Here is a 14,288-nt window from a genome sequence, read left to right as displayed (position 1 = left end):
ATGAAACTGAATTTTTCAATTTACCGTTACAATCCAGATGTTGATGATGCTCCGTATATGAAAGATTATCAGCTTGATGTACCTGATGGCTCAGATATGATGGTACTTGATGCTCTAATTTTACTTAAAGAACAAGATGCTAGTTTATCTTTTCGTCGCTCTTGCCGTGAAGGAGTGTGTGGATCAGATGGCATTAACATGAATGGTAAAAATGGCTTAGCGTGTATTACGCCATTATCCGCTTTAATCAATTCTAGTGCGATTATTATTCGTCCGTTACCTGGGTTGCCCATGATACGTGATTTGATTATTGATATGGAACAGTTCTATAGTAACTACTCAAAAGTAAAGCCTTTTTTAATTGATGATGCGACAATACCGCCCGCACGCGAAAACCTACAAGCACCCGAAGATCGTGCGCAATTAGATGGTCTATACGAATGTATTATGTGTGCTTGTTGTTCAACTGCGTGTCCATCCTTTTGGTGGAATCCTGATAAGTTTATTGGCCCTGCCGGCTTACTAGCGGCCTATCGATGGTTAATTGATAGCCGTGATACTGCAACCGATGAACGATTATCGGATCTCGATGATGCATTTAGTGTTTTTCGTTGTCATGGCATAATGAACTGTGTAAATGTTTGTCCTAAGGGATTAAATCCGACAAAAGCGATTGGACACATAAAATCAATGCTGCTTAAACGAGCAGTTTAAAAATATCGATATGTTAGTGCGTTTATATTGTTTGTGTAGCTCACTAACCAAAATGCTCGGTATTAGACCGATGCCAATGGCGATAAATCAGTAGTTAAGGGAAAATAATGCAGAATAGCGTTATGAAGGCATGGCTTGAGTCTTCACATTTAGCTGGCGCCAACGCAACTTATATAGAAGATCTTTACGAGTTGTATCTTAGCGATCCAGAATCAGTTGATACCCAATGGCAAGAGGTGTTTGTTAACTTACCTGTTGTTGATGAAATGGTTATTGAGCAGCCTCACTCTCGTGTACGTGATTACTTTAGACGTCTAGCAAAAGAAACACATTTTTTAAGTGCAGTTGTTAATGATCCTGATGTTGATGCTAAGCAAGTAAAAGTATTGCAGCTAATCAATGCCTATCGTTTTCGTGGTCATCAAAATGCCAATCTTGATCCATTAGAGTTATGGCAACGAGATCATGTTGCAGATCTCGATCCAGAATTTCACTCGCTAACCGCCGATGATTTCAATGAAACCTTTAATGTTGGTTCGTTTGCGATTGGTCAAGAGACCATGAAACTCAGTGAAATATATGCGGCACTTAAAAAGACCTATTGTGGGTCTATTGGTGCTGAATATATGCATATTACTGATACGGAAGAAAAACGTTGGATTCAGCAGCGACTTGAATCCGTAATGGGTACGGGCTCGTTTACTGCTGATGAACAATTATGCTTTCTTGATGAATTAACGGCAGCGGAAGGTCTTGAACGTTATTTAGGCGCAAAATTCCCAGGAGCAAAACGTTTTTCATTAGAGGGTGGTGATGCTCTTATTCCAATGATGAAAGAGCTGATTCGTCACGCGGGCTCACAAGGTGTACGTGAAGTTGTAGTGGGTATGGCTCACCGTGGTCGCTTAAATATGTTAGTTAACGTATTAGGGAAAAAGCCACAAGATTTGTTTGACGAATTCGCTGGTAAACATGGCGAGAGCTGGGGAACGGGGGATGTGAAATACCATCAAGGTTTCTCTGCTGATTTTGCAACACCTGGTGGTGATGTGCATCTTGCGCTTGCTTTTAATCCATCACACCTTGAAATTGTAAACCCCGTTGTTGTTGGTTCAGTGCGTGCTCGTCAAGATCGCCTTGGTGATGATACTGGCGATAAAGTGTTGCCTATTACCATTCATGGCGACTCCGCTATCGCTGGGCAAGGTGTTGTTGCTGAAACCTTTAATATGTCTCAAGCACGAGGTTATAGTGTTGGCGGTACGGTTCGTATTGTTATCAATAATCAAGTCGGTTTCACAACGTCAAATCCTCAAGATACTCGCTCAACAGAATACTGTACTGATATTGCTAAAATGGTACAGGCACCTATTTTCCACGTAAATGCTGATGATCCACAAGCGGTTGCGTTTGTGACTCGACTAGCATTTGATTATCGTCATGAGTTTAAGCGTGATGTTGTGATTGATTTGGTTTGTTATCGTCGTCATGGCCATAACGAAGCCGATGAACCCAATGCTACGCAGCCATTGATGTATCAAAAAATCAAAAAACATCCGACGCCCCGTAAATTATATGCCGATTATTTAACTGAAATTGGTGCATTTGGGTTAGATATTGCGACAGGCTTAGTGAATGAATACCGTGATGCATTAGATCGTGGTGAGTGTGTGGTTAAAGAGTGGCGACCAATGAAATTGCACTCGGTCGACTGGGCACCATATTTAGGTCACGATTGGACTGTTGACTGGAAGAGTAAAGTTGACGAGCAACGATTGCAGGAGCTAGGTAGTCGCTTATGTCAATATCCAGCCAGTCATCAATTACACAGTCGCGTTCAAAAAATTTATAACGATCGTGTCGCTATGTTTGCCGGTGAAAAAGCCTTTGATTGGGGCATGGCTGAAAATTTAGCGTATGCAACATTGGTTGATGATGGTCATCGTATTCGTATTACAGGTCAAGACTCTGGTCGCGGTACGTTTTTTCACCGACATGCGGTATTACATAACCAAGAAGATGCAAGTACCTATATTCCGTTAACTCATATTCATAATGGTCAAGGGCCATTTGAAGTGATTGATTCGGTGTTATCTGAAGAAGCGGTATTAGCGTTTGAATATGGTTATGCAACCGCTGAGCCTAGTGGGTTAACAATTTGGGAAGCGCAATTTGGTGATTTTGCCAATGGTGCTCAAGTTGTGGTTGACCAGTTTATTAGTTCAGGTGAGCAAAAATGGGGACGTATGTGTGGTTTAACCATGCTACTACCACATGGTTATGAAGGTCAGGGGCCGGAACACTCATCTGCACGTCTTGAACGTTATTTACAATTATGTGCTGAACAAAATATGCAAGTGGTTGTGCCGTCAACGCCAGCTCAAGTTTATCATATGATTCGACGCCAAGTTGTACGTCCAATGCGTCGCCCATTGATTGTGATGTCACCTAAGTCATTGTTACGTCATCCATTATGTACATCAACATTAGATGAATTAGCGAATGGTACTTTCTTAGCTGCCATTGGTGAAGTAGATGACTTGCCAGCGCAACAGGTACAACGAGTGGTATTTTGTTCTGGTAAAGTGTATTACGATTTATTAGAGCAGCGTCGTAAAAATGAGCAAACCGATGTTGCGATTGTACGTATTGAACAGTTGTATCCTTTCCCGAAGGAAGATGTTGAAGCGACTATTGCAGATTATAAGCATGTAACGGATTTCGTGTGGTGTCAGGAAGAACCTCAAAATCAAGGTGCGTGGTATTCTAGTCAACATAATTTCTATTCTGCTTTACCCGCTGGATCAGTGTTACGTTATGCTGGACGTCCAGCATCAGCATCACCTGCTGTAGGTTATATGTCAGTACATCTGAAACAACAAAAAGCGTTAGTTGAAGACGCATTAACTATTGAATATCAAGACCATTCTAATAATTAGAACGAGAACAAAAGGACAATACCTATATGACAATCGAAATTCTGGTTCCTGATCTTCCGGAATCTGTTGCTGATGCAACTGTAGCCACATGGCACAAACAACCCGGTGACACAGTGATGCGTGATGAGGTCTTGGTTGATATTGAAACTGATAAAGTTGTACTTGAAGTTCCTGCTCCTGAAGATGGCATATTAGAAGCTATTTTTGAAATTGAAGGGACAACAGTATTAACCAAACAGCTGATTGGAAAAATTAAAGTTAATGCAGTTGCTGGTGAACCTACATTAGATGTATTAGCTGATGCTGAATCATCGCCAAATAAACGTAATACAGCATCATTAAACGAAGAAAATAGCGAGGTATTAAGTCCTGCGGTACGTCGTTTATTAGGTGAGCATGGTATTGCGGCTGAAAAAATCAAGGGAACAGGTGTTGGCGGACGTATTACTCGTGAAGATGTTGATGCTTACTTAAAAAATATTGTTACAGTTCCTTCGGTAACTAAGCGCGTTGAATCTAATATTGAGCACGAATTACCTTTAGCACATCGTAGTGAAAAACGTGTACCGATGACACGGTTACGCAAACGTGTTGCTGAGCGCCTATTAGAAGCAAAAAACAGTACCGCCATGTTAACAACATTTAATGAAGTTAATATGAAGCCAATTATGGATCTGCGTAAGCAATATAAAGATGTGTTTGAACAACGCCATGGTATTCGTCTTGGGTTTATGTCGTTTTATGTAAAAGCGGTTGTTGAAGCATTAAAGCGTTACCCTGAGGTAAATGCATCGATTGATGGCGATGATATTGTCTATCACAATTTCTTTGATATTAGTATTGCTGTCTCAACACCACGCGGTTTAGTTACCCCTGTGTTACGAGATTGTGATAAGTTAAGTTTAGCGGAGATTGAAAAAGGCATTCGTGACTTAGCTATTAAAGGCCGCGATGGCAAGTTAACTGTTGATGATCTTATTGGTGGTAATTTTACTATCACTAATGGTGGTGTTTTTGGATCATTAATGTCGACACCGATTATTAATCCACCACAAGCTGCAATCTTAGGTATGCATAAGATCCAAGATCGTCCTATGGCGGTTAATGGGCAGGTTGAAATTTTACCAATGATGTACCTTGCGCTGTCTTATGATCATCGTTTAGTGGATGGTCGCGAGTCAGTGGGTTATTTAGTGACAATTAAAGAGTTACTGGAAGACCCAACACGTTTATTACTTGACGTCTAAAGCTCTAAAGAGTTAACCGAGTAAGTGCTCATTATTCGGTTAACTTACCTCCCTATAAATGGGAAGCAGTAAGCATGATGCAATGATGAAGAGGTATCAAAGAATATCTCAAATGGATTTAATGAGTCCCAAAGGGATAAAAACGGATAGAACATTATGAATTTGCACGAGTATCAAGCAAAACAACTATTCGCTGAATATGGTTTACCAGTGCCTGATGGCTATGCTTGTGATACCCCACAAGAAGCAGCCGCGGCAGCTGGTAAAATTGGCGGTGAAAAATGGGTAGTAAAATGTCAAGTTCATGCTGGTGGCCGAGGTAAGGCTGGTGGTGTTGAGCTACATGACAATAAAGAAGGCATTAAGCAATTTGCTCAACATTGGTTAGGCAAAAATTTAGTGACTTATCAAACAGATGCTACAGGTCAACCAGTAACAAAAGTATTGGTAGAAGCAGCATCAAGTATTGCAACTGAATTATATTTAGGTGCGGTTGTTGATCGTAGTTCACAACGTATCGTTTTCATGGCATCGACAGAAGGTGGTGTGGAAATTGAAAACGTTGCACAAGAGACGCCACACTTAATTCACAAAGCGGCAATCGATCCTTTAGTTGGACCACAACCTTACCAAGGGCGTGAATTAGCCTTTAAATTAGGTCTACAAGGTGATCAGGTTAAGCAATTTACACGTATTTTCCTTGGGCTTGGCACCATGTTTGCTGAGTGTGATTTAGCCTTACTTGAAGTAAATCCATTAATTATTACAGATGAAGGCACGTTAGTATGTCTCGATGGTAAAGTTAATGTTGATGCGAATGCACTTTATCGCCAGCCTAAACTGCGCCAGATGCATGATGCCTCACAAGAAGATGAGCGCGAAGCTCACGCTGCACAATGGGAACTCAATTATGTTGCCTTAGAGGGAAATATTGGTTGTATGGTTAATGGCGCTGGATTAGCAATGGGAACCATGGACATTGTTAATCTTCACGGTGGTCATCCCGCTAACTTTTTAGATGTTGGTGGTGGCGCAACTAAAGAACGCGTGACAGAAGCGTTTAAAATTATTCTTTCCGATAGCAATGTTAAAGCTGTTTTAGTGAATATTTTTGGCGGTATTGTACGTTGTGATTTAATTGCTGACGGTATCATTGGCGCGATTGCTGAAGTGGGTGTAAAAGTACCCGTCGTGGTGCGTCTTGAAGGCAATAATGCTGAAGTTGGTACTGCAAAATTGGCCGATAGTGGTCTTAATATTATTGCCGCCACTTCGTTAACAGAAGCCGCTGAAAAAGTTGTTGCTGCCGCGGAGGGTAAATAATGTCGATACTTATTAATAAAGATACCAAGGTTATTTGCCAAGGTTTTACTGGCGGGCAAGGGACATTTCATTCAGAACAAGCCTTAGCTTATGGTACGCAATTAGTCGGGGGAGTTTCTCCTGGTAAAGGCGGGACTACGCATTTAGGGTTACCTGTGTTTAATACTGTTCGTGATGCCATTAAGGCAACAGGGGCAACCGCTACCGTTATTTATGTGCCAGCACCTTTCTGTAAAGATGCGATTTTAGAAGCTATCGATGCGGGTATTGAATTAATTGTTACGATTACAGAAGGCATTCCAACGTTAGATATGTTGGAGGTTAAAGTACGTTTAGATGCGACTGGCGTACGAATGATCGGTCCTAACTGTCCCGGAATTATTACTCCTGATGAATGTAAAATTGGCATTATGCCGGGTCATATTCATAGAGTGGGTAAAGTGGGCATTGTTTCACGTTCAGGCACATTGACGTATGAAGCGGTAAAACAAACCACTGATGAAGGCTTTGGTCAATCAACGTGTGTTGGTATTGGTGGCGATCCGATACCTGGCTCTAATTTTATTGATATTCTTGAAATGTTCGAAAATGATCCAGCGACAAAAGCCATTGTAATGATCGGTGAGATCGGTGGTACAGCCGAAGAAGAAGCTGCTGCCTATATTAAAGAGAATGTTACTAAACCAGTGGTGTCTTATATTGCGGGTGTTACTGCACCTGAAGGTAAACGTATGGGACATGCTGGAGCTATTATTTCTGGCGGTAAAGGTACTGCGGAAGAAAAATTTGCAGCTCTGGAAGCGGCCGGTGTTACAACCGTTCAAAGTCTAGCTGATATTGGTAAAGCACTTCGTGATGTGACGAATTGGTAATTAACGCTGATATTGATTTATAGTTGCTAAACCTATAAAAACCCGCTCACTAAATTAAGTGTAGCGGGTTTTTTGTTTGTATTTTGTTGTAATAAATACGGTTAGCGTTGCGTGGGCTTAAATTGACTTAACATAAATAGGGCTGCTGCAGATACCACGACAGAAGGACCAGCAGGTGTATCGTAGTGCCATGACATTGCGAGTCCTAATACGACGGAAATTGAGCCAATAATAGATGCAATAACAGCCATAGATTCTGGGCTACGGGCAAAACGTCGTGCTGTTGCTGCGGGAATAATTAAGAGAGAGGTGATAATTAACGCTCCCACAAATTTCATTGCCACAGCGATTACCATACCCACCATTAGCATTAGTAATAATCGCATTAAATCAACATTCACACCTTCAACTTGTGCCATTTCTTCGCTTATAGTCATGGATAAAAGTGGTCGCCAGAGGTAAATCAGTAGTGCTAATACAACAACGCCTCCCCCATAAATCCACATTAAATCATTGGTGGTTACAGCCAATAAATCACCAAATAAGTACGCCATTAAATCGATACGAACATTATCTAAAAAACTTACTGCGACTAAGCCAAGAGACAGTGCACTGTGCGCTAAAATACCCAATAAAGTATCTGTTGCGACATAACGTTGTTTTTGTAATGTCACCAAAATAACCGCTAAAACTAAACAACAAATAACTAGCGCAAGGTTTAAATTGATATTAAACAAAAAGCCTAAAGCAATACCCAGTAATGACGCATGTGATAGCGTATCACCGAAATAAGCCATTTTTCGCCATACGACAAAAGAACCAAGAGGACCAGCTAAAAGGGCTATCCCAATACCAGCAATTAACGCAGGAAGTAGAAACTCAATCATTATTTATTATTATCCTGATGATTATTACAGCATGTTGATGGCGTTGTTGAATCATCATGTTGGTGGTTGTGTTGGTGTTGATATAACGCTAACTGATCGCTGGCTTGACGACCAAATAATGCAATATATTTAGGGTGATTAGTAACACTAAATGGACTACCAGAACAGCATATATGGTGTTGTAAACAAATTACTTTATCGGTTTTTGCCATCACCAAATGTAGATCATGTGAAACCATTAATATTGCACAATTAAGCAAATCACGTAATTGTTGAATTAAGCGATAAAGCTCTAATTGGCCGGTTACATCAACGCCTTGAACTGGTTCATCTAAGACCAGTAAATCCGGTTTTTGGAGTAATGCTCGCGCTAATAATACCCGTTGCATTTCACCGCCAGATAAGCGGTGCATATCACTATCAATTAAGTGTGCGCCATTAACCATGGTCAAGGCTTCATGGCGTTGATCTAAAGAATAACGGCCGGCTAAACGCATAAACCGATCAACAGAAAGCGGTAGCGTACTGTTAAGGTGAAGTTTTTGCGGAACATAACCGATTCGTAATCCTTTTTGTCGAATGACTTTTCCTTGTGTGGGCTTTTGTAATCCAGTAATCACTTTAACCAAGGTGGACTTGCCTGCGCCATTTGGACCAATAAGGGTTGTGATTTCACCACGCTCTAATTTGAGTGCAACATTATCTAGAACATTACGTCCAGAGAAGGCCACTGTGAGTGATTGTAATTCTACTAATGTTGTCATAAAGCATGCTTAAAATAAGAGTTTGCCAAAATGTGATGTTATATTATAACATCTTTGTTTTACATGTGTTACTGTTAATACGCGCCGATTATAGCCAATAGAGAAAAATTTCTTTGCTGATAATCAACAATTTTCGCTGCTCTATATTTTTATGGGAAAAATCATGCACCGTTTAACTTCTCTATTTTGTGCTACCGCTCTTATTGCTTCTGGATCTGCATTAGCTTCTGACACTTTTAATGTTGTCACTACAGTTAAGCCTCTAAATCTTATTGTCAGTGAATTAACGCAAGGTGCAGCAACCAGTGAATTCGTTATTCCATCAGGATCATCACCACACGATTATGCATTACGTCCATCAGATGTCAGAAAATTAAAGCAAGCAGATCTTGTCGTTTGGGTTGGACCAGAATTAGAGTCATTTTTAGTTAAAACAATGGCGTCTAAACCTGAAAATATTGCATTAAGCCAGCAACATGATATTGATTTTCGTTATTACGCTGCAGATGAGCAAGATCATGCTGGGCATGAGCATGAACATGAACATGAACATCACGATCATGAATCTGAACATAAAGGGCATCAACATAATCATCATGGTATTGACCCACATTTATGGTTAGGTCCCGATCAAGCGGTGCAAGCAGCAAATGTCATAACTAAGGCATTGATCAAGTATGACCCATTGCATAAAAATACATATACAGCTAATCTTTCTACATTCACAGCAGATGTTCAGTTAGCAGTTACTCAGCTTAATAAGCAGTTAAAACCGCTAAGTGACAAAGGCTATTATGTTTTTCATGATGGTTATGGCTATTTCGAACAACAATTTAAATTAGACAATTTAGGTCATTTTACCGTTGAACCTGATCGTCGTCCGGGTGCTAAAACATTGTTATCTATTCGCGAAGCGTTAAATAATAACCAAGCGTATTGTGTTTTTAGTGAGCCGCAGTTTTCGCCAGCTGTTGTGAAGTCTGTAATCAAAGGAACGAATGTTAAAATAGGGACTCTTGACCCAATGGCAACTGATATCGTTGAGGGCAAGGGAGGATATGTCCGTTTTCTAAATGAACTTGGGCAACGATTTAGTAAGTGTCTTAATTAATTATGAAATATTATATCGCTGCGGTAACATCATTGAAGGTGTTACCGTTGCAGCATAAAATTGCGTTATTCTCGACTACAGTTTTAATGGTGGCTGCTATTGCATGGCAGCCAGCTAAACACACTATCCACATACCCACTTTTAAAAAACCAGCACCTATTGCTGTGCCTATTAATCTCACAACGTCAGAGGAATCTGAATCTGATAGTGAGCCTATGGGGGTCTCTTTGGATCAAAACGATCCTCAATTTCAAGCGCCAAAAGATGAGATAGAGCAGCAATTAGTACAAGCGCATGCTGAAACAGAATCTAAACACCGCGTAGTATCGGGAGAAACGTTAGGGGTTATTTTTTCCCAATACGGCTTACCTATATCAGATATGTACCGTTTAATTGATGCAAATAAATCAGTACAACAATTACGTGTTGGACAGACATTAGAATGGGAAGTTGATACTGATGGAAAGTTAACCTCCCTAAGTATTATACGAAGTAAAAAAATAACAGATACTTATACGCTGAGTAAAAAAGGCTATATATATAAAGAAGTTGCCCAAAAAGGTGTTATTAAGCCTGTAACCTTAACAGGGCGAGTATCGGGTAGTTTTTATAATTCTGCTCGTGATGCAGGATTAACGCCAACGCAAATTGGTAATGTGGTTAAAGCATTACAATGGAAGATGAACCTAGGTCGTGATGCTCGCAAAGGTGATTCGTTTGGGGTCGTTTTGGATCGTGAATTTATTGATGGTAAAGCGGTGGGTAAAGGTAAAATTAATGCTTTTTACTATAAGAGCCAACGTCGTGGGCATTCCATGTTTATTGCCCGTGGTGAAGATGATCAATTTTATGATCAAGATGCGCGTAGCTTGAACCGTGGCTTTAAACGTATACCAACGCTTAAATCATACCGAATTAGTTCTTCATTTAACTCTAATCGGTTACATCCTATTACTAAACGTCGTTCGCCCCATAATGGTACTGATTTTGCTGTGCCTATTGGTACAACCATTTTAGCCGCTGGTGATGGGGTTGTGGTTAAATCACGTTATCATCCGCTAGCGGGTAATTATATTGTAATTAAACATGGTCGTGAATATATGACGCGTTATTTACATTTAAGTAAACGCCAAGTCAAAGTCGGAGATAAAGTCAAAATGGGACAACGTATTGCAAAAAGTGGTAATACAGGTCGCTCAACAGGACCGCATCTACATTTTGAATTAATAAAAAGTGGCCGCCCAGTGAACGCAATGAAAGTGCCATTACCGCAAGCTGAACCATTAAGAGGCAGTACTCGAACGCAGTTTTTACGTGATGTTAAAGCGTATAAAAAACAATTAAGCGCGAAGATGCCAAGTTAAGATAAATAGAATTATTCTTACGAGAAGCGTATCGAAAGGTACGCTTTTTTTTATTAGTATCAAAAATAATATATAAATAATAAAAATGCTAAATTATTGGTTATTTATATTGGATTTTTCGTATTAATAAGTGATAACTATTATTTAAGATCAGACATAAAATAATTGATTTAAGACAAGACTAATTCTGTATCAAAGTGTAGAATCCTCCATATCGTAATGTAAATAATTCTTATTAAGGTAGCCATTTAGTTATGAAACTGTCAGAGATGTCGTGTGGTCACAGCGGTACAGTGATTAATATGTCTGCGTTGCCTGTTGTAACGCGCAAAAAATTAATGGTTATGGGGTTATTACCACATACAGAAATTACTGTTGTTCGTTTAGCGCCATTAGGTGATCCTCTTCAGGTACGAGTGCGTGGTGTTGACATTGCAATCCGTAAAAAAATTGCTGAAGATATAGAAGTTGAGGTTAAATAATGCAATATGACATTCTTACCGTTGGTAACCCAAATAGCGGTAAAACGACACTGTTTAATGGATTAACGGGTTCAAAACAGCAAGTGGGTAACTGGGCTGGTGTCACTGTTGAAAAGAAGACCGGTTGTTATCAACATAACGGCGATGATTTTTCTCTGACGGATCTTCCAGGTATTTATAACCTTGATAGTGCTAATGATGCTAACAGTCTTGATGAGGCTATTGCATCACGAGCAATTTTAACAACACCTGCAGATGTTATTATTAACGTCGTTGACGCATCGTCACTTGAACGTAGTTTATACATGACGTTACAGTTACGTGAGTTGGGCCGACCAATGGTGGTTGTGCTTAATAAAATGGATGTATTGAAGCGCCAACAACAAGTATTAGATCTGAAAGCATTAGAAAAAGCCTTAGGTTGTCCAGTAATAGCATTATCAGCTAATAACATGGAGCGTATTGGCGAATTTAAATCTAAATTACATAAAATGCTAATTCAAGGTATTGTTGTTTCAGATTTTTCACTTGATTACGGCAATGATTTTGAAGCTGCTGTTGAACAATTAAAACCATTATTTATTCATGATGAAAAGTTAAATCCTCGTGCTCAATCAATTCGAGTGCTGGAAAATGATACATTAGTTATTTACACGTTGTCAGAAGAACATAAGCAACAAGCTTGTGCTATTCGTAGTCAAATGCTGGAACGGGTTGATCCCGATATTCAGGTTGCTGATGTACGATACACCTTTTTACATCAATTATGTCAAAAGGTTCGTCGTCAAGAAGGGCGTTTAAGCCATAGTTTAACTGATAAAATTGACAGCGTATTACTACACCGTGCTATTGGTATCCCATTTTTCTTCTTAGTAATGTACGTCATGTTCATGTTTGCCATTAATGTGGGTAGTGCATTTATAGACTTTTTTGATATTAGTTTTGGTGCAATTTTAGTTGATGGTGGTCACTATTTATTAGATAACCATTTACCTGTTTGGTTAGTAACGATTATTGCTAATGGTATTGGTGGCGGTATTCAAACGGTTGCTACCTTTATTCCTGTCATTGCTTGTTTATACCTATTTTTGGCTGTATTAGAAAGCTCAGGTTATATGGCACGTGCTGCTTTTGTGCTTGATAAAGTAATGCAAAAAGTAGGCTTGCCGGGTAAAGCATTTGTTCCACTAGTACTTGGTTTTGGTTGTAATGTACCTGCTATCATGGCGACACGGACTTTAGAACAAGAGCGTGAACGTAAACTGGCTGCAGCAATGGCACCGTTTATGTCATGTGGTGCACGTTTACCAGTATATGCACTATTTGCAGCAGCTTTCTTCCCTGATAATGGTCAGAATGTTGTTTTTGCCTTATATATTTTAGGCATTGTTGCTGCCGTAATGACAGGTTTGATTCTACGAAGTACGCTTTACCCAGGTTCTAGTGATAGTTTTATCATGGAAATGCCAAACTATGAATTACCAACAATGCGTAATGTCGTTATTAAAACGTGGCAGAAGCTAAAGCGTTTTGTATTTGGTGCAGGTAAAACGATTGTCGTTGTCGTGACTATTTTAAGTTTCTTCAATTCATTAGGTACTGATGGCTCATTTGGTAATGAAGATACATCAAAATCTGTCTTATCACATGCAGCACAAGTGATCACTCCCGTATTAGAGCCAATTGGTGTTAAAGCTGATAACTGGCCTGCAACGGTGGGTATTATTACTGGTATTTTTGCTAAAGAAGCCGTAGTTGGTACGCTGAATAGTTTATATGCTCCAGCACTTAATGGTAATAGCGAAGAATATGATCTTCTTGGTAGTCTTAAAGAAGCCGTTGTTTCTATTGGTGATAATTTATCGGCACTTAGCTTCAGTGATCCTTTAGGTATTGAAGTCGGTAGCCTTGAAAACCAAACAGCCGTTGCTGAAGAGCAGGGTGTTGATCAATCAGTTTACGGTAATATTCAATCACGCTTCGTGAGTGGCGCAGCTGCCATGTCATACTTAATTTTCATCCTACTTTATACACCATGTGCGGCAGCGATGGGTGCATATGTTCGTGAGTTTGGTAAGAAGTTTGCTGGTTTTATTGCAGGTTGGACAATGTTACTGGCTTATACTTTTGCTTCACTGTTCTACCAAATTGCTGACTTTGCAGTACATCCGGCCAGTAGTTCGTTTTGGATTGCGTTCTTCATTATTATTAATCTTGGGATTTATTTATTGATGAAACGACAAGGTAAAAAGCAGGCTAACTTAGAAGGATTATTGTTTGAATGATTTTACAACAGTTAAAACAATATATTACCGAACATGGACGAAGTAGTCGTAAGCAGCTTTCAATGCACTTTGGTATGTCGGAAGACGGTGTTGATGCCATGCTTGCTGTTTGGGTTCGAAAAGGAACGATAGGTAAAGAGTTGGTTGGCTGCGATAGTACACAATGCTGCCAAACCGCTAAAGATGTGTGGTATCGATGTTTAGCGGCAAATGAATTATCTATCACAGTGATGCGCTAGCAGTAAATAGCGCCGATTAAAAAGCAGCCTCAGGGCTGCTTTTTTTGTATTGAATACAAAT

General features: G+C 39.8%; 12 protein-coding genes. 10 read left to right on the top strand and 2 right to left on the bottom strand.

The annotated features are described in order from the left end of the window. From OC457_RS09700 to sucD, 5 genes are all read left to right on the top strand, one after another. Window positions 1–714, top strand: coding sequence for a succinate dehydrogenase iron-sulfur subunit (locus tag OC457_RS09700; protein WP_080173032.1), 714 nt, complete (start codon window positions 1–3; stop codon window positions 712–714). Between the two features lie 107 nt (window positions 715–821). Continuing rightward, on the top strand, window positions 822–3,653 hold the full coding sequence (gene sucA, locus OC457_RS09695; protein WP_080173033.1) for a 2-oxoglutarate dehydrogenase E1 component: 2,832 nt from the start codon (window positions 822–824) through the stop codon (window positions 3,651–3,653). 26 nt (window positions 3,654–3,679) lie between these two features. Beyond that, the gene (gene odhB / locus OC457_RS09690; protein ID WP_080173034.1) at window positions 3,680–4,900 is read left to right on the top strand and encodes a 2-oxoglutarate dehydrogenase complex dihydrolipoyllysine-residue succinyltransferase; all 1,221 of its coding nucleotides are present in this window, start codon (window positions 3,680–3,682) and stop codon (window positions 4,898–4,900) included. 156 nt (window positions 4,901–5,056) lie between these two features. Further along, on the top strand, window positions 5,057–6,223 hold the full coding sequence (gene sucC, locus OC457_RS09685; RefSeq protein WP_080173035.1) for an ADP-forming succinate--CoA ligase subunit beta: 1,167 nt from the start codon (window positions 5,057–5,059) through the stop codon (window positions 6,221–6,223). After that, window positions 6,223–7,095 (top strand): succinate--CoA ligase subunit alpha, encoded by an 873-nt coding sequence (sucD, locus tag OC457_RS09680; RefSeq protein WP_080173036.1) that lies wholly within the window; start codon window positions 6,223–6,225, stop codon window positions 7,093–7,095. Before sucC ends, sucD begins: the two co-directional genes overlap by 1 nt. Before the next feature lie 101 nt (window positions 7,096–7,196). On the opposite strand, the gene znuB is transcribed toward sucD, so the two are convergent. Then, a complete protein-coding gene (znuB, locus tag OC457_RS09675) occupies window positions 7,197–7,982 on the bottom strand; it encodes a zinc ABC transporter permease subunit ZnuB (RefSeq protein WP_080173037.1) in 786 nt (261 codons plus the stop codon). Continuing rightward, entirely contained in the window at window positions 7,982–8,746 is a 765-nt protein-coding gene (gene znuC / locus OC457_RS09670; RefSeq protein ID WP_080173038.1) for a zinc ABC transporter ATP-binding protein ZnuC, read from the bottom strand. The genes znuB and znuC overlap by 1 nt, the downstream gene beginning before the upstream one ends. A gap of 163 nt (window positions 8,747–8,909) precedes the next feature. On the opposite strand from znuC, the gene znuA reads away from it, so the two are divergent. From znuA to OC457_RS09645, 5 genes are all read left to right on the top strand, one after another. Continuing rightward, the gene (znuA, locus tag OC457_RS09665; protein WP_080173039.1) at window positions 8,910–9,857 is read left to right on the top strand and encodes a zinc ABC transporter substrate-binding protein ZnuA; all 948 of its coding nucleotides are present in this window, start codon (window positions 8,910–8,912) and stop codon (window positions 9,855–9,857) included. A 2-nt stretch (window positions 9,858–9,859) separates the two neighbouring features. Further along, window positions 9,860–11,221, top strand: coding sequence for a murein DD-endopeptidase MepM (mepM, locus tag OC457_RS09660; protein ID WP_080173040.1), 1,362 nt, complete (start codon window positions 9,860–9,862; stop codon window positions 11,219–11,221). Between the two features lie 254 nt (window positions 11,222–11,475). Next, on the top strand, window positions 11,476–11,703 hold the full coding sequence (locus OC457_RS09655; RefSeq protein WP_080173041.1) for a FeoA family protein: 228 nt from the start codon (window positions 11,476–11,478) through the stop codon (window positions 11,701–11,703). Next, window positions 11,703–13,988, top strand: coding sequence for a Fe(2+) transporter permease subunit FeoB (gene feoB / locus OC457_RS09650; protein WP_080173042.1), 2,286 nt, complete (start codon window positions 11,703–11,705; stop codon window positions 13,986–13,988). The genes OC457_RS09655 and feoB overlap by 1 nt, the downstream gene beginning before the upstream one ends. Further along, window positions 13,985–14,227 carry a FeoC-like transcriptional regulator gene (locus OC457_RS09645; RefSeq protein WP_080173043.1) on the top strand — a complete coding sequence of 81 codons (243 nt, stop codon included), beginning with the start codon at window positions 13,985–13,987 and terminating at the stop codon, window positions 14,225–14,227. The genes feoB and OC457_RS09645 overlap by 4 nt, the downstream gene beginning before the upstream one ends. Window positions 14,228–14,288: the final 61 nt, after the last annotated feature.

The sequence above is a fragment of the Photobacterium toruni genome (genome assembly GCF_024529955.1).
Lineage (GTDB): Bacteria > Pseudomonadota > Gammaproteobacteria > Enterobacterales > Vibrionaceae > Photobacterium > Photobacterium toruni.
This window is presented reverse-complemented; position numbering and strand designations above follow the sequence as displayed.